The sequence below is a fragment of the Photobacterium proteolyticum genome, from assembly GCF_001939735.1.
GTDB lineage: Bacteria > Pseudomonadota > Gammaproteobacteria > Enterobacterales > Vibrionaceae > Photobacterium > Photobacterium proteolyticum.
This window is the reverse complement of sequence record NZ_MJIL01000083.1, coordinates 1-16450: the sequence shown is the minus strand read 5'-3', so window position 1 is coordinate 16450 and position 16450 is coordinate 1. Positions and strand designations below refer to the sequence as shown.

The window sequence follows — 16450 nt, the reverse complement described above, 5'->3', positions numbered from 1 at the left end:
TCCTGCCTCTACGGCAGGAGTCGCAGTGGTTCAAAAGTCTTTCAGTACTGTTCGACTGATGATTTCATCTTGTACGTCTTTACACAGCTCCACGAAGAAAGCACTGTATCCCGCCACGCGTACCACTAAATCACGGTATTTTTCAGGGTGCTTTTGAGCTTCCAGCAATACGTCATTGTCCAGATAGTTAAACTGCATCTCGCCGTTGCCAAGCATGCTCGCAGTTCTGATTAGGGTGATAATCCCATCCTCTCCCTCACGCGTATCAAGCAGCCCTGACATCAGTTTGAAGTTATGCACCATACCGATATTCATGTAGTCATTTTCCATCTTGGATACTGACTTGATGATGGCAGTTGGGCCCTTAAAATCCGCTCCCTGAGTCGGGCTAATACCATCTGACAGTGGCGACCAGGCGTCACGACCATTCGCTGAAGCACCAAGTAGTTGACCAAAAGGCGTGTTGTTGGAAATCGATAGCGTTCCGTGACTCAGTACAGAGTAAAGTGTCTTAAACTTACGATGCTCTGTTTCGGTGAAGTACACCAGGTCGGTGGCGATATCATCCGCATAATCATCATCGTTGCCGTATTTTGGCGCAGCCAAGCAATCGGCCTTAATCTGCTCGTATCCGACAAAGTCCGCTTTCAAGGCTTCGTTCAGTTGTTCCAATGTGTACTTCTTCTCATCAAACACGAGTTTCTTAATGGCTGCCATTGAGTCGGTATAAGTCGCCAAGCCACTCCATACTACACCGGGACCAAAGTTATACATGGCACCACCAGCAGAGACATCACGCCCCGATTCCATAGTGCCTTCATACAACATTGACATGAGTGGTTTAGGAGCATGATCACGATGAACCTTTTGCGAGATCACTGTCGCAACACTGGTCCATTTAGTGATGTATTTGATTTGCTCTTTAACGGCATTATCGAATTTTTCATAAGTGTCGTACTGGCTTAGCGGGCCCAGATCCGGGCAGACCTGCTTGCCATACCAAAGTGGCACACCGCCGTTCAGCACTAATTCAATACAGATTGGCCATTGGGTGTAACCCGTTGATGTCCACTGGTAAAGACGACCGGATTTTTGTGGCTCTACACACCCCATCAGACAGTAGTCTCGAGCATCTTCCATTGAGACACCTTTCGCGAGCATCATCTTAATGTGTGCATCATCAAAGTGTACGGCTGGGAAGCCCATACCTGAGCGAATAACATCCACAATCTTACGCAGGTATTTTTGAGGAGACTTGTTGTTAACTCGAGTCGCCAGCGTCGGCTGATAAATTCGAACATGGCGTACCGCATCCATCAACAGGTAAGTCAGCTCATTGGTTGCATCACGACCTTCACGGGTTATCCCTCCGACACACATGTTGACAAAAGGTTGATAACCGGCGAAAAACTTCGATGCACCTTCACTGGTTAACCACATCATCTCTGACATTTTAATCAGCATACAACCGGCAAGATCAAAAGCTTCATATTCTGTCATGCGCCCTGACTTCAGGTCGGCCATGAACAGGTCATACATATACTGGTCGACTCGGCCAATGGACATACCAGTCTGGTTTTCTTCTACCACTAAAAGAGATTCAATGGTCCAAACCGCTTGGATCGCTTCCCAGAACGTTTCCGGACGGTGAGCCGGAACACGGGCATTCACTTCAGCAATTCTTTGCAACTCTTGTTTACGACGTGGATCCGTTTCTTTCTGTGCAAGTTGGGCGGCATAATCAGAGAGACGCTTCGCATAAACCATCACCCCCTCTGCGGTCTCGATAACCGATTTGTAAAAGTAGATTTTTTCTACGTCATCCGGGTTTTGGTAATCCAGTGCATCCAACTTCTCTTGCGCTTCACGTTGGATATCTAACATGCCTTTTTTCATGACAATCACGTCATAACCAGGGTTTGAGTCACCACCACCACTGGTTGCGTGATAAGAGCAGTCAGACACGTAAGACTCACCTGATAGCTCCCACAATCCCGCTTCACGGTATAAGCCTTCACAATGCTCATCAACAGAGCGCTCTGCCCAGTACGGGAAAATATTCTCAAGCAACTCTTTTTTGTCTTCTTCTGACAAATAGAATGGATCTTGAGGACGAGTGCCTATGGTATCTATTTCGTCACGCAGCCAGCGCCAGGAAACATCAGGAGAAAAACAGCCTGTACGGGGAGTCCCACAAGGCGCACCAACAATCAGTTCATTATCCTGAATGACCAGAGGTGCGGTTTCACAGTTGCGAAGAAAGCTTTTACTACGTAAAAGAGCCGGTGGCATACCGATATTTTCTTTGTATACATCAGTAATAATACGTGCACGGTTAATACTGATAGACGGGACATGTTTTAAGAATTTTTCTTTTAGTTTGACATGTCTTTCTGTAGGGCCATCAGGAATTGTTGTGCCAACTGGCATTACCTTTGACTCGGAAGCTGGTTGAGAAAACACTTCTTTCGATACATTCTGGAAAATTTGCTTTAACGAATTACGATCAGCTTCTGATAAGTTTTTAGTTGCTTCTTCAAGTTTATTGGCAAAACCCGCAAGATCCATAATCTTTCACCTTAATACTAGGTTATTGTTTAACGTCAAATATCTAATCTATGCTTTTATACTATTTAACTATTTTGTATCGCTCTAAGCGCTTCCTGAATTACTTTCTGGACAGAATCAGTAGAACTTTCCTCGCATTGAGGTTTTGATTCTTGCTTAAAGAGAAAATTATCGACCTGTCGCACACCATAGCCAACTTTTCTTATATAGGTTAAATTACTTGGAGATATATTATCTGCCGTCATCCCTAGCCCATAAGTTCTATTTGCAAGTGACATTGAAGGCGTCAAGTTTGTAGTTAAACCGATCCCACCAAAAGAGGCTGGTGTATTAACTAATAACCTCCCCACTGGTTTTCTTAGAGCAAAAAGTGAGATCACTTCTTCATCATTAGAATGGATAGTTAGCGTATGTGCATTGCGTACATGAAGTAGTAATTCGATACATTTTTCGCACGCGTGCATCCAATCATCTTCAACATAGTAAGCAAGTACAGGTGCTAGAAGTTCTTTAGAATAAGGGTCGTCCTTAGTGACATATTTGCGCTCTGCAACTAAAAGGCGAACGCTGTCAGGAACAGAGAAATTGGCTCTTTTAGCCAACTGCTTGGCCGAAACACCGACCATCCCTAGTCTATGCTTTCCAGTCTCTGAGAATAGTAGTTCTGCAAGTGCGCATGACTCTTCTTCCGTCATGAAATAGGCGCCTTGCTCTTGCATTAGTGAGCGTACTTGAGGCTCTATGCACTCATCAACTATAATTGAGTGCTCTGCAGAAGGAGATATTCCATTGTCGAAAACTTTACTAGAAACAATATCTTGAACTGCTTGGCGAACATCAGCACTTCGCTCGATAAAGGCAGGGCCATTTCCGGTTCCACTATATATGACGGGCTTTCCTGAACGGCGCCCTAACTCAGCCATACCAGGAACGCCTGAAAGCAAAATCAGAGCGGTATCAGGGTGGTTTAATAACTCTTTTGTCCCTTCTTTTGTCACTGTATCCATGTAGGATAGCGATCCGTTTGGCAAACCACTTTTTTCAGCAGCTTCGATCATGCAATCAAGAGCAGCTTTTATACATTTAGTTGCGTGCGGGTGAGGAGAAAAAACAATGCTATTACCTGATTTTATGGCAATAAGTGCCTTATAGATGGTCGTTGAGACCGGACTGGTTACCGGAGATAACCCGACTAAAACACCAAAAGGTATACCTATATCCAATGTGCGCTGTTCTTCATCTTTCGAGATAACGCCAACGCATTTTAGTGAGCGTAAATGAGTTAAAACCTGCTGAGTAACAAACAGATTTTTTTGAACTTTATCTTGCCAACGCCCATAGCCTGTCTCTTCGAAAGAGAGCTTTGCTAAGCTTTCAACTTGCTTTGAAACACTACCAACCATAGCCTCGACAATGGCATCAAGTTTTTCTTGAGAAAATAACGCTAACTCTTTTTGTGCACTAGCTGCATTTTCCATAAGAACCCTTGATTCTTGTATGGAAACTAAATCCTTGTCCATTATCATGATTAGCACCGCCTAGTTGCAGATTTACTTTGTTTTATTCTTGCTTTAAATACCAGCCTACCTTTCCTCTTTAGGGGAAGGTCAATATATCCCCCTTTTAAATAGAGAAAAGTGTTAAGTGAAACAGGTCTAATTTTTCATTTTAAAAACGGTGTTACGAAACATTTAGCCGGCTTACATTTGCGTCATAGAAACACAATCATAATTTAACTTTTCGGTAAAATAATTGATCACTTCTTGAATAGCTGTCTCAACACTAGATACATCGCCTGTTATCATAAGAGAGCCATCTGAACGTTCTAAAAAACCAATATTTACTGCCACAGTTTTCGTTGCAACATCAGCAGCAATAATTACACCTTCACATGGTGTAATATTCATAATTCCAATAGCGTTACCTTTCTCTTTATCGAGATCTAACACATTGAAAAGTTCAGGTTGAGGGTTAGAAATAACATGAGCCAGGGTAATTTGTTTACCTGGAACATGCTCCTGAATTATACGTTGTTTCATTTCTTCATACATGAAGATGTACCTTTCTGGAGCTCAGAAGTTATTAAACAATATATTTATGCAGATCCTGGCTAGGAGCTGGAATAACTACATGACTCAATACTGGTCCGGAATCACCAACACCTGTCACACCCGCTTCTACCGCCGCCTGTACTGACGACACATCACCAGACAAAATAACAAATGCTTTACCCGCTAACCCTGCGGCGAAACGAATATCCAGAACCTGAACATTTGCGGCTTTTGCTGCTGCGTCAGCTGCTAAGATACACCCTGCACAGGTGTACACTTCAATGACACCAAGAGCAGCCATATCATTCGCTTCAGGAACACCTTGAAGAGCAGACGCTACAGAGTGGTGTACCCGAGGAATAATGAATCGATCGACTACCATGGAAGAACCAATCATACAGCCCGATTCAACACTACTCGTCACTGCCGAAGTGTCCCCCGCAATAACAATCAGATAACGACCAGGACAGGTTGTTTTGGCCATAACTAGCTCCACACTAGCGGCTTTGATCATCGCGTCTGCTACTTGAATACCTACGGCTACACTGTTGAGTTCAACACAACCTATTGTTTGCAATCGCATAAAATTCACCTATTAACTTCTAATTGTTATTACATTGTTTGCTATAGCAGACACCACACCAGAGATGCTCGAATGTATTCTTGCGCTCATGCTACCGTCTGGGATCTCACCAATACATTGCCCCTTTTCTACGCTATCGCCAATTTTGACTATGCAATTCGCAGGAGCACCAATATGCTGGGACAATGGGATAAATACCTGTTCAGGAACTATCTCGCCTCCATAAGATGTACTAACATCATACTTCTCAAGATCAAGACGCTGAATAAGACGTTGAGTAGGAATTCGACGACTTTGTCTGAATGGGTGAGCTTCTTGTGACTCTCCCGTCGTCTCTAAACGAACACCACCTTCTCGCAATTTCGCTTTGATTTGTGCATTTAGTTCACGTGGAGAAAGCCCCATCGGGCACGCAAATTTTTCACACACGCCACACTCCGAACAAAGTAATGCATTATGAGCCTCTTTATTATTCAGAATATCTTCCGTTCCAAGCTTGGTGAGTTTGTGGGGTTGTATGTCATGCCCTAATAAGAAGCGAGGGCAAAGTTCAGTACATTGTGTGCATTGACAACACATTGACGTTGTCAATTTACGTACTTGCTGAGGAGGCATAATTTTTCTTGCCACCACAGTATGTTCTGGAGGAAGTACCAGAATACCACTTGTCGTTTTAGTTATCGGGCTGTTTATGTCTGACAACACACGCCCCATCATTGGGCCACCATCCACGACAACATAATCATCGATTGTCGCGCCACCTGCATATTCAATAATCTCCGACGCTTTTGTTCCTACCGATGCGCGAACAACCATCGGTGTTTTTACCGCTCCAAAAACAGTAAGATAGCGATCAGTTACAGGTATGTTCTCAAGAGCTAGCCCTATGTTGTAAAACGTTTCAACGTTACTTACGACAGCCCCAACATGGAGTGGTAACCCACCTTGAGGAATCGTTCTATCAAGAACTTCATGAACTAATACATGCTCATCACCGATTGGATAAAAGTTCTCTAACTCAAATATTTCAATGCGTGAGTCACCAAATTCCTCAACCACTGTTCGTAAGGATTTTAATGCAGCCTTATGTTTCGCCTTTAAGCATACAATGCCACGATTAGCCCCAGTGGCATTCATCATGACTTCAACGCCTTTCAGCATTTCTTTTCCTGCAGTTTCAATAAGGTAAGGGTCACTCATAAGAAGCGGTTCACAAGACGCTCCATTTACTAATATCGTATCTACATTAGTATCAGCCTTTATATGAGTAGGTAATCCAGCACCACCGCCACCAACAATGCCAGCATTTTTGATAATATTAATTACATCTTCTTTCTTCATACCCTTTTCTCTCAATACTTTGAAAATAGCTAGCGATAATCGATACTGGGACACCTATCCCTTGCATATAACAAACAGGTTTTAATAATTTTTCTTATGTAAAATTAAAATAGTCATCAAAAAAGTACTTCCTGACTTACTTATGGATGGCATTCAAATAACATTTAACACTGATAATTTAAGGTAATAAATTATCAATGTTATATATTTGTGTAATTTTCAGTAAATCTGGATGCGGAGAAGGAATTACTATTGAGCTATAAACTTTTGCTCCCATATTTTCAACAGCACGAACCCCTGCTTCTACAGCAGCCATACAAGCGGAAACATCCCCCCGCACGAGTACTGAAATATATCCCGATGCAACATTTTCGTATCCAACGAGCTCTACATCTGCCGCCTTAATCATTGCATCTGCTGCTTCTAGAATAAACACAATGCCGAATGTTTCGATAAATCCCATTGCTGCTGGGCTTTCACCTAATTCGTTTTGTGGTCCCTCTACAGGCAAACCGTGAACTGAAACAATATCTCCAATCGCTTTAATCGGGCGCGGCATTGAATTAGATGCTGTTAATTCTCCAATGCTTTTTGCCGCTGTAGTACCAGCCTCTACTGATGCTGTAATTGCTGCTACGTCACCTTTAACCATGACAGTGACCAGTGTAGAACCTATATTTTCATACGCTACGAGCTTTACATTTGCGGCTTTGAGCATGGCATCAGCACCGAAAATAGCAGGAACCATTCCCAATGTTTCAATAAGACCTAACGCTTCTTCACCCTGATACCGAATGAATTCTCCCATTTTACTACACCTCACTTTAATCATTTCGTTAAATGAGTTAGTTCCAAACACAGAATCCTAATCTTCCCCTTAAGGGGAAGGTCAATGTTATTTAATAAAACGGAATTAAATAATTTGAACTCACGCACATTACGATTATCTGTAATTGTATACGCCGCTAAAATGTAACGCTGATCTCATATTCTTTAAAGGCATAATTATCGTGATAAATATCACAAAGGAAAACACTATCAATTGATATTCCATTTAATGGGTATATCGTCGCGATAGTTAATATATAAGTTATCAATTAGATTAGGTTATTTTTTTAATTATGAAACAACCCTTTTGTTAATATAAAGTAAATTTTCAGTTAACAGAAAAGGGTAAATATGAGATGAGCGATACTATTCTTTATATTAAGAATAAGAGCATCTTAAATTAAGGAGAATATTCAGCATTCATGTCTACAGCCACATACTAATACACCAATAAATAAAGTATCTATAAGGGCATTTAATACATGGAAAAAACAACAGTTTTAGATTTAGATAGTGCTATCAGCACACCTACCTCCGATAGCGCAGAAAAAAAATTACGACGTGACTTTCGCCGCAAAGGAATTTCTACCGCTCTGTTTTCAGGGCTTTCATACGGATTTTATACGGCCTTCATGACCCTAGCAATGTCTATGGGTATCTGGAATGTTTGGTATGGCGAAGGCTCCGGCCTCTCTTTATTCGCCACAACATATCTTCTTGCCGCCATTGGTGCTGCTTTGACTGACTCATCTAGTGCAATATGGGCACTGGGCATTGCTGGCGTACGTGGTCGCCTAGGTGACTTTACTCGCTCTATAAGAACTAGACCCGGAGCCATAATGATAGCATCAGCTATTATCGGTGGCCCCTTGGCAAGTACAGCCTATGTAGTCGGTTTACAGATGGCCGGATCCATTGTTGTGCCTATTAGTGCCCTGTGCCCTGCCATTGGTGCCGTTTTAGCTCGTGTTATTTTCAAGCAAGAACTAACAGCTCGCATGATGCTAGGCATTGCAATCTGCTTTTTTGCTAGTGTTCTTATTGGCGGAACTGCTGGTCTAGATGCAGACGCTTCTCCAACCGTAATGTTAGGTATCTTCTTTGGCTTCCTTGCCGCTCTATTTTGGGGTATCGAAGGTTGTGTAGCGGGTTACGGCACTTCTATGATTGATCCAGAAATCGGTATCACTATACGTCAAGTTACTTCAGGGTTAACTAACTTGATTCTCCTGGTTCCAATATTTGGGTTTATTGCCGGTGAAAATGGAACTGCCATGGTATTCCAAGCGTTAGCTGACTCTCAATCAATGCCATATTTCATTGTAGCAGGCTTAGCGGCATATGGTGCATTTATGTTCTGGTATAAAGGAAATGCTATGTGTGGTGCTCCGTTAGGCATGGCTTGTAACGGTACGTTTTCTTTCTGGGGACCTTTATGTTGTTGGCTAGTTCTGGGCATAGCCTTTGGTATTGCGGGTTGGACAATGGCTCCGATTGCATGGGTTGCAGCGATAATAATGGTTTTTGGTATTTTTGTAATTGCTATGAACCCAATGGACTTATTCAAAAAGGATAATAACCAATGAAACCGTTAAATTATGCGATACTAAAATATTTCACTACAGTTGAAAAGGCCAGCACAGTTGAAGTAATGGACACACTTAGTCCAATGTATGGGTCGTTTAAAGCCTTTACTAAAAACGCTATTTTAGAGGCTTTACTAACTGCGGAAGCCAACGGTTTACTCGAAAGTGCCGGAAGCAAAATGTCAAAAGAAGATGAATTGATTTTGTATTTTAGAGCACATGAAGAAGGTGCTAAAACCATAAATCGTTATATCATTGATTAACAAGAATAAGTTGAGGGTGTTCTATGACACTCTCAACTCTTTATAATAACAAACAATTTGGAGAAATTTAGTTTGAACAAATATTCAATTAGCGATGTCAGCAAATTGTGTAATATCTCAACTAAAGCACTTCGTTATTATGATAAAATCGGACTAATTAAGCCAAAAAGATTTAATTCTAACAACTATCGTTATTATACTGATGATAGCCTGTTTCTTATTCCCATTATAAAGTACTATAAACAAATGGGATTTACACTCGATGAAATGAATCAACTAATTTCTTGTAGCGATTATAATATTGATAATATCATGCAAGAGGTATTCAAGCGTAAAATGTCCGACCTCTTTGAAGAGCAGAAAGGCTTAGAAATTAGGTATAACTCAGTAAACGATTGGTATAATCTGATACTAGAAGCAAAAAGTGTTCAAGAGAATCAAAATACAGATGTTTCAATACAATTTTTCTCAGGTGATGACTATCTATATTTAAAACAAAGCTTTGATGAAAACATTCGCGCTTCAGTCATTAATATCGAGTTTACAGATTATGTCGAAAAGATGAAAGCTAATATTGTAGGCCCTGTGATATTACAGTTCAAATCTCACCAAGCGCGTGTTACAGGAGAAGCAAAAGAGACTTGTATTTTACAAAAAACAGCCACTCCCTGCCCATCAGAGAAAACCATTTTCATAGGCGCTCAGCCTATGGCTAGGTGCTACCACATAGGAAGTCACTCTACTATAAATAAAACCTATGAAAAAATAGCAACATGGGCAAAATTAAATAACTATTCACTAGCAGACGAATGCTATGAACGATACGTTATTGATTATTGGACGACTAAAGATAGCGACAAATATGTGACGGAAATTATGATACCCGCTAAACGTGTAGTGACACACTGAATCTGACATAGGCATCATTATTTGAATCATATTGTTGACCTTCCCCTTAAGAGAAAGGATACCCTTTTCGTTAAAGAAGCCCAAAAAGTATATGGCTTAAACGACATTAACTTTAACGCGTAATAATTATGAGGCGTAAATAATGGTAGATAAAGATCTATTATCAATTCAAGAGGCGAGAGCTTTAGTTCACTCCGCTCGCTCCGCTCAAAATGAATTTGCTCAGCTAAGCCAAGAGCGTGTAGATAGTATTGTTAAAGCCATTGCTGAAGCAGCGACTAAACAGGCGACCGAACTCGCTCAACTCGCTGTCGAGGAAACCGGGTTTGGTAAGGTAGAAGATAAAACCACTAAAAACCGATTGGCGAGTGAAAAACTGTACCAAGCCATTAAGGATATGAAAACTATCGGGGTGATTAACAACGATATTGCTAAGAAAATCATCGAAATCGCTGTCCCTACCGGTGTTATCGCGGGCATTGTTCCTTCAACCAACCCGACTTCTACAACTATTTATAAGTCCCTGATTTCCCTAAAGTCAGGTAATGCCATCGTATTTACACCACACCCTAGTGCAAGCAAATGTATTGGGAAAACCGTCACTCTTATCCGTGAGACTCTCCGTTCTTGTGGTGTAAGCGAAGACATGGTTAGCGTCATGAATATCCCAACGATTGAAGGCAGCGGTGAGCTGATGCGAAAAGTGGACCTTATTCTGGCAACCGGTGGCCCAGGTATGGTGAAAGCTGCATACAGCTCCGGAACTCCGGCTCTTGGAGTGGGTGCTGGTAATGTTCCTGTTTATATCGAGCGCACAGCGGATATCAATGACGCTGTAACCAAAATAATGGCGAGTAAGACTTTTGACAACGGCACAATCTGTGCCTCTGAACAAGCCATTATTACCGATAAGGTGATTGATGCTCAGGTGAGAGCAACGCTTAAAGCGCAAGGCGGATATTTCCTTCAAGGCTCAGAGCTTGATAACGTGAAGAGAGTCATGGAACGCCCTAATGGCTCTATGAACCCCGCTATTGTAGGCAGAGACGCGAAGTATATTGCTGACTTAGCCGGAATTACGGTGCCATCAGATACTCGACTTCTTATCGGAGAAGAGTCTGGTGTTGGCCCTGCATATCCGTTCTCGAAAGAGAAGCTGACTGCTTTAATCGGCTACTACACGGTAGAAGATTGGAATGAAGCCTGTGAGCTGTCGATTAAACTGCTTCATAACGGGGGTGTAGGTCACTCTTTAGCTATCCATTCTAAGGACGAGTCTGTTATCTGTGCGTTTGGCCTGAAAAAGCCGGTATCACGCATGTTGGTCAATACACCTTCGACTCACGGAGCTGTTGGCCTGTCTACGAATCTGTTCCCGTCGTTTACATTGGGCTGTGGCGCGGTAGGCGGAAGTTCTACTTCTGACAACGTTACACCAGAGCACCTTTTTGATATTCGTCGTGTAGCTTATGATACGGAGGAACTATCCCTATCCTATAGTAACAATGCACCCACTAATGATACTGACGTAACATCTACAGAAGGGTCAGTAGATGTAGATATGATCACTAAAATGATCATTAACGAACTAAAAAAAATGTCTTAATATCAACTAATTAAACAAAAAGTGAGAATAACATGTCTTTAAATGCCCTAGGAATGGTTGAAACTAAAGGTTTGGTTGGCGCGATAGAAGCTGCTGATGCTATGGTAAAAGCTGCAAACGTCGAACTTGTTGGACGTGAACAAGTTGGCAGCGGTTTAGTTACTGTTATGGTGCGTGGTGATGTTGGCGCTGTAAAAGCAGCAACAGATGCAGGCGCAATTGCTGCTAAAAATGTAGGTGAACTTGTAAGTATTCATGTTATCCCTCGTCCACATAGCGAAGTAGAAACAATCCTACCTAAAGCTTAATTTTTCTTGATTACCACCCCGAGCCTCAGCCAGTCTAAGTAAACGCTGGGGCATCGGCGCTGTACGGATACTTGCATTAATTAGCTCTTCCAGCAGCTTTTCGAGATCAAACCGCCAATTAAACTGCCGCTTTATTCGAATAAACTCGTTCAAACATTTCTTCCCCAAAGTTTGCCAGCATTTTTTTAACCGATTAACTCCCCCCTAGACTTATCGGCATTGACTGAAGGAGCACAAACGAGTGTGTACTGAAAGAAAACTCCTGATTAATCTAAAATCGGTATTTCTAATAGTGTAGGAGGAGGTTGGAAATACCCATATTATTAGATGTTTTTGCCTGACGAGCCGGAGTGTTGACATAAAATAAAGCCTCAACTTCCGTCAAGGCTTTGATATATAAATAATAGTACGGGTAACCAATTAAGTTTACTTCATCACAATTTAAAACGTCCCACAATAGCTGAAAGCTGTTTATTTAAATTGGCAATATCATCAGCCTCTTGAAGAGCGCTCTTACCATTCTCTTCTAATTCACGAACGATATTGTTTATTTCTGTCATGTTCCGGGTCAGTTCTTGAGTTACGCAGCTTTGTTCTTCAGCGGCAGTTGCGATCTGCGAGCTTAAATCATGAATATCATTCACGAAATCGCTCATAGAACCTAAGCTTTCTTCGACCTCACTCGAGCTAGAAATCGTATCTTGACAACGAGATTTTGTGTTATCCATTGATTTCACGACATCTTGAGTGCCTTGAAGTAGAGACTCTAGCGCGGATTCGACCTCTTCTGTACTGTCTTTAGTACGGCTTGCCAAGCTACGTACTTCGTCAGCAACAACTGCAAAACCTCTGCCTTGTTCGCCTGCGCGCGCCGCTTCAATTGCAGCATTTAAAGCTAACAGGTTTGTTTGTTCAGCAATGCTATTTATTACCTCTAAAATGCCATTAATGTTTTCTGTTTTTTCACTCATTTGAGCAACATTGTCAACGGCACTATCAACATCAGTGATAAGGTCAGAAATGGTTTTCTTTGATTGTTCGGCAATAATACGTGAAGTACTACCAACCTCATTGGCTCTTTGCGTAATTTCAGCAGTATTAGACGCATCTGTTGCCATCGCATCCGCTGTTGAATTCATTTCTTCGATTGCAGTAACGACTTGCTCAGTTTCGGCTAAATGTGAATTTAAATTCTCATCATTTTTTTTAGATTGCTCTCGCATGCGCTCAGTATGAGATTGCAACTCTACCGTTGTACTTTTTATCTCCAGCATCATACCTTGCAGGTTTTCAATGAATTGATTAATACCTTGAGATATTTGACCCAAATCATCATCAGTACGAACTTCAATGCGCTGAGTGAGATCGCCATTACCACTGGATAAGTCAAGAATTGTCTGTTTTAAGGCGATAATGGGACGATAAAGTATATTTAGGATACCAAAAGTAAGTAGCATGCTGATGATAACTGCTAGAGATGTGATAACTATTGCTGAAGTAGCTGAAGCATCCAATTTAGCAAACGCAACCGATTCATTTATACCAATACAAAAATACCAATTTTTGTCTCCAGCCTTTATTCTCTGTGAGAAAAATATCTTCTCTTCCCCATTAACGTGGTAGGTCTCCGTTGTACTATCTTGATCCACCGCTTTATTAGCCAACGTTGAAAACCACTGGTAAGAGGTCGCTTTCTTCCCTAGTTCCAAATCTGGTGACGAACTTGCCAGGATAGTCGTGTCGCTATTTAAAATGACAGCCGTGGTACCCGGCAGATTATTGGCCCTTTTGACGATTTCATTTAGAAACCCCAACTCCATATCCGTGGAAAAAGCACCATTGTTAATTTTTTCAATAATAGTTATCCAATACGTACTTCCGTATAGGTAAGGCTCCGAGACAGTAACCCCTGGCGCTTGGCGTCCTTCTATATACCAGCTTAATTTTCTAACATCACCTGTATACAAGTGATCAGGATAATCTTCTGCCTCAACATTCCAGAACGATCGACCATCTTCAAAGGAAATCGCGGCACTTCCAGTATTAAAGGTTGCCGCTAAAATTTTTGCTTGTTGAATAATTTCATCACTACTACCTTGAAAGTCTTGATTTTTATACAATTTGGCGAGCCCACTCAGCCCATTCACTTTTTCATTAATAAGACTTTCGATAGCAAGACTTTGCCCCTTAACATAATCTTGACCATTCTTAATAATATCATTGGTTAAGCCCTGTTTTTCTTGCAAAAAAAGTACATAGCTAGAAATAGAAACGGACAATCCAACTAGAAGAACAACTGATAAAATCAGTACCTTTTTTAATCCTAAACTTCTCATCTACACAACCTTTAAACTTTACTCACAGCATCATCAATACCAAGGTGAAAGCGCCTTAATATATAAATTCAGTTCTCGGACTAATACAAACACAGCGTAAGGATAAATATGCTTAAAGAAGCGATGCCGTTTTGCTATTTGGAACATGGAAAGCTTTCTAGCAGGTATATCTCGACCAAATAGACTGGCTCGCTTCTGTCCAGTTCTGAGTTACGCCTTTCAGCTAAATTGTATAACGATGCAGGAGATAATATCGGGTTTGGAGTCCCGTTTTTGAAATAATGAGAGGTTATGGGCATAAACAAATTATAAAAAACAGGCAAGAGGTACTCAGTTCCAGTATCTCTTTGCCTGCCAAAATATCAGACCGTTTAAAAGTCAGCTCATATTTAGCTGTACTTAAGAAGCCATCAGCAATTCAGGTAGGTGTGTACCACCGTTGTGCGGGTAAATAATATATTCACCGTGATTCTTCACCCCTAGCTAGAAGCTCAACCATTCTAATCAAAAGCAAAATGAAGTCCTGACCGTATTCGTTTCATTACCTCTATTTAGCGTGCATTGACGTTAGTGCATTGACGTTAGTTCATTTTTGATACTGCGTGCTGCTCTACCATGAACGCGATCACTTCATCATTTAAGCAAGATTTACTGACATATTGGCGCTGTTTACCCATATGAAGGATAAAACCTAAATCGCTTTGTTGAAGTTGGTCGATTTCACTCCAGGCAATGTTACGGGTGTTTTTACCGCTTTTATAACTCACACCGTTAGAGTCAACATGAAATACCACTTTGCTGCCAGAGCTCATGCTAAGTGTTTGTCGCCATAACCACCAGGTTCTCTTAAAATAAACACTAAGCGCCTCAATAATACTCAAAACAATAAAGAACCAACCAACGTAGCCGCTAGGTAGTAGCTCAAATTTTACTAAAACCACCCCAAAAAGAAGAAAAAGTATTCCTTTTAAATAGGCTTTGGGGAATTCAACAGGACGACTAGTTTGATCATAACACTCTGCAAAAAAGGCCTTGTCGAGGGTGTATTCTGTGGTGAAATCAAAATCTTTAGACATATGTGGCTACTTTGAGGTTTTCTGTGAATGAGTATCCCATGCTGCGACCTCGCAACTCGAGTATTGTATAGCTTCTCGGTGTTTTTCTTTAGCTGTTTCTATCCTCTTTTGTAAATCATTACTACCGACAGGGTCTACTCACACCATAGCCAGTTGCTATCCAAATTGGTATTAAATGATGCATCAGCCAGCTAAAACCCTAGGCGCTCTGTAGTGCTATATAAAGCTGATAGCTGGTGCGCAAACACAATCTCAGCAGCAACTAAGCTGACTCGCAGTTGGACAAAAACGTGTTTCAAGTTGGCCTAGTGAATGTCTGGAAATGGCACAGAATTGCCGCCTTTAGCAACTAAATATCTACTACGTTCTCCCCTGATAGTGATAAAATCTCTGCATCAGAATTACCGAGAAACTCTATGTTTATCCATCATGTTAACGGCATCGACTGGCTGGTGATTACAGCTTTTGAAGAACTGAAAACTATATTTATCGAAGAAGCCGGTGCGATCCCCTTTTGCTTCTCTACCGCCAGCGAATTGAACCTGATTGATCAAGCCAAGCGCACTTATGGATATTTGCCTACACTCAGCGGCGTAATCACCGATACCGGCACTTTTCAAAGCCAGGATAATGAAGAAGATTTGAACCCACAGCTTGCCTGCCTAGTTGAGGGGCGTGGTCGGGTGTTTATCTATCACGGCGGCTTTGTGGCTTTTGTGGATGACGACCAAACCTTTATTACCCGAATGGACTGAAAATTATTCAGTAAGTTGAAATAGGCGAATTGGCATCCCTAGCCCTTCATCCGCAAGCGTTTCGTTTATTAACAGGGTGCGAATTGAATGGAGCCGGATCCTAGCTTCAATAAGAAAAGCAATGCTGCGGTTAACTGGCGAGCTGTATCGCTAGCAAGGAATGGTCGAGTAGACGACACTTGTTACCAAGTGCCGCCCCTCTAAGAACCGTACGTGCAACTTTCACTGCATACGGCTCAA

Annotated in this window: 15 protein-coding genes and 1 pseudogene; 6 read left to right on the top strand and 10 right to left on the bottom strand. The window is 41.6% G+C overall.

Annotated elements, in window-relative coordinates:
• Positions 1-30: 30 nt before the first annotated feature.
• The 7 genes and pseudogenes from cutC to BIT28_RS29825 form a co-directional block, all read right to left on the bottom strand.
• The gene (gene cutC / locus BIT28_RS15960) at positions 31-2568 is read right to left on the bottom strand and encodes a choline trimethylamine-lyase (protein ID WP_075765472.1); all 2538 of its coding nucleotides are present in this window, start codon (positions 2566-2568) and stop codon (positions 31-33) included.
• A gap of 65 nt (positions 2569-2633) precedes the next feature.
• Complete coding sequence (locus BIT28_RS15955; protein ID WP_075765470.1) at positions 2634-4094, bottom strand: aldehyde dehydrogenase family protein; 1461 nt, start codon at positions 4092-4094, stop codon at positions 2634-2636.
• Positions 4095-4268: 174 nt separating this feature from the next.
• Positions 4269-4619, bottom strand: coding sequence for a BMC domain-containing protein (locus BIT28_RS15950; protein ID WP_075765468.1), 351 nt, complete (start codon positions 4617-4619; stop codon positions 4269-4271).
• Positions 4620-4650: 31 nt separating this feature from the next.
• The gene (locus BIT28_RS15945) at positions 4651-5202 is read right to left on the bottom strand and encodes a BMC domain-containing protein (protein ID WP_075765466.1); all 552 of its coding nucleotides are present in this window, start codon (positions 5200-5202) and stop codon (positions 4651-4653) included.
• A 12-nt stretch (positions 5203-5214) separates the two neighbouring features.
• Positions 5215-6543 (bottom strand): 4Fe-4S dicluster domain-containing protein, encoded by a 1329-nt coding sequence (locus tag BIT28_RS15940; RefSeq protein ID WP_075765464.1) that lies wholly within the window; start codon positions 6541-6543, stop codon positions 5215-5217.
• Positions 6544-6721: 178 nt separating this feature from the next.
• Complete coding sequence (locus BIT28_RS29830; protein WP_240153115.1) at positions 6722-7006, bottom strand: BMC domain-containing protein; 285 nt, start codon at positions 7004-7006, stop codon at positions 6722-6724.
• Between the two features lie 96 nt (positions 7007-7102).
• A pseudogene (locus BIT28_RS29825) lies at positions 7103-7351 on the bottom strand (BMC domain-containing protein); the annotation flags it as partial.
• Between the two features lie 502 nt (positions 7352-7853).
• Here BIT28_RS29825 and BIT28_RS15930 point away from each other — a divergent pair.
• The 5 genes from BIT28_RS15930 to BIT28_RS15910 all read left to right on the top strand — a co-directional run bounded on the left by BIT28_RS15930 (position 7854) and on the right by BIT28_RS15910 (position 12043).
• Entirely contained in the window at positions 7854-8957 is a 1104-nt protein-coding gene (locus tag BIT28_RS15930; RefSeq protein ID WP_075765462.1) for a hypothetical protein, read from the top strand.
• Positions 8954-9220 carry a hypothetical protein gene (locus tag BIT28_RS15925; RefSeq protein WP_075765460.1) on the top strand — a complete coding sequence of 89 codons (267 nt, stop codon included), beginning with the start codon at positions 8954-8956 and terminating at the stop codon, positions 9218-9220. Before BIT28_RS15930 ends, BIT28_RS15925 begins: the two co-directional genes overlap by 4 nt.
• A gap of 72 nt (positions 9221-9292) precedes the next feature.
• Positions 9293-10129 (top strand): MerR family transcriptional regulator, encoded by an 837-nt coding sequence (locus tag BIT28_RS15920; protein WP_083651895.1) that lies wholly within the window; start codon positions 9293-9295, stop codon positions 10127-10129.
• Positions 10130-10271: 142 nt separating this feature from the next.
• Entirely contained in the window at positions 10272-11735 is a 1464-nt protein-coding gene (locus BIT28_RS15915) for an acetaldehyde dehydrogenase (acetylating) (protein WP_075765456.1), read from the top strand.
• Positions 11736-11767: 32 nt separating this feature from the next.
• The gene (locus BIT28_RS15910; RefSeq protein WP_075765454.1) at positions 11768-12043 is read left to right on the top strand and encodes a BMC domain-containing protein; all 276 of its coding nucleotides are present in this window, start codon (positions 11768-11770) and stop codon (positions 12041-12043) included.
• A gap of 434 nt (positions 12044-12477) precedes the next feature.
• Here BIT28_RS15910 and BIT28_RS15905 read toward each other — a convergent pair whose 3' ends face one another.
• The 3 genes from BIT28_RS15905 to BIT28_RS15900 form a co-directional block, all read right to left on the bottom strand.
• Positions 12478-14379, bottom strand: coding sequence for a methyl-accepting chemotaxis protein (locus BIT28_RS15905; protein WP_075765452.1), 1902 nt, complete (start codon positions 14377-14379; stop codon positions 12478-12480).
• A gap of 399 nt (positions 14380-14778) precedes the next feature.
• Positions 14779-14856 (bottom strand): hypothetical protein, encoded by a 78-nt coding sequence (locus BIT28_RS30465; RefSeq protein WP_139310482.1) that lies wholly within the window; start codon positions 14854-14856, stop codon positions 14779-14781.
• 104 nt (positions 14857-14960) lie between these two features.
• The gene (locus BIT28_RS15900) at positions 14961-15455 is read right to left on the bottom strand and encodes a YcxB family protein (protein WP_075765450.1); all 495 of its coding nucleotides are present in this window, start codon (positions 15453-15455) and stop codon (positions 14961-14963) included.
• A 416-nt stretch (positions 15456-15871) separates the two neighbouring features.
• On the opposite strand from BIT28_RS15900, the gene BIT28_RS15895 reads away from it, so the two are divergent.
• Positions 15872-16210 carry a cytosolic protein gene (locus tag BIT28_RS15895; protein WP_075765448.1) on the top strand — a complete coding sequence of 113 codons (339 nt, stop codon included), beginning with the start codon at positions 15872-15874 and terminating at the stop codon, positions 16208-16210.
• The last annotated feature ends 240 nt before the right edge of the window (positions 16211-16450 follow it).

What these genes read in the sequence shown, in the direction of transcription:
- cutC (WP_075765472.1), bottom strand. Translation starts at nt 2,568, where the DNA reads ATGGATCTTGCGGGTTTTGCCAATAAACTTGAAGAAGCAACTAAAAAC.
- BIT28_RS29830 (WP_240153115.1), bottom strand. Translation starts at nt 7,006, where the DNA reads ATGGGATTTATCGAAACATTCGGCATTGTGTTTATTCTAGAAGCAGCA.
- BIT28_RS15915 (WP_075765456.1), top strand. Translation starts at nt 10,272, where the DNA reads ATGGTAGATAAAGATCTATTATCAATTCAAGAGGCGAGAGCTTTAGTT.
- BIT28_RS15945 (WP_075765466.1), bottom strand. Translation starts at nt 5,202, where the DNA reads ATGCGATTGCAAACAATAGGTTGTGTTGAACTCAACAGTGTAGCCGTA.
- BIT28_RS15940 (WP_075765464.1), bottom strand. Translation starts at nt 6,543, where the DNA reads ATGAAGAAAGAAGATGTAATTAATATTATCAAAAATGCTGGCATTGTT.
- BIT28_RS15925 (WP_075765460.1), top strand. Translation starts at nt 8,954, where the DNA reads ATGAAACCGTTAAATTATGCGATACTAAAATATTTCACTACAGTTGAA.
- BIT28_RS15905 (WP_075765452.1), bottom strand. Translation starts at nt 14,379, where the DNA reads ATGAGAAGTTTAGGATTAAAAAAGGTACTGATTTTATCAGTTGTTCTT.
- BIT28_RS15955 (WP_075765470.1), bottom strand. Translation starts at nt 4,094, where the DNA reads ATGATAATGGACAAGGATTTAGTTTCCATACAAGAATCAAGGGTTCTT.
- BIT28_RS15910 (WP_075765454.1), top strand. Translation starts at nt 11,768, where the DNA reads ATGTCTTTAAATGCCCTAGGAATGGTTGAAACTAAAGGTTTGGTTGGC.
- BIT28_RS15950 (WP_075765468.1), bottom strand. Translation starts at nt 4,619, where the DNA reads ATGTATGAAGAAATGAAACAACGTATAATTCAGGAGCATGTTCCAGGT.
- BIT28_RS15895 (WP_075765448.1), top strand. Translation starts at nt 15,872, where the DNA reads ATGTTTATCCATCATGTTAACGGCATCGACTGGCTGGTGATTACAGCT.
- BIT28_RS15930 (WP_075765462.1), top strand. Translation starts at nt 7,854, where the DNA reads ATGGAAAAAACAACAGTTTTAGATTTAGATAGTGCTATCAGCACACCT.
- BIT28_RS15900 (WP_075765450.1), bottom strand. Translation starts at nt 15,455, where the DNA reads ATGTCTAAAGATTTTGATTTCACCACAGAATACACCCTCGACAAGGCC.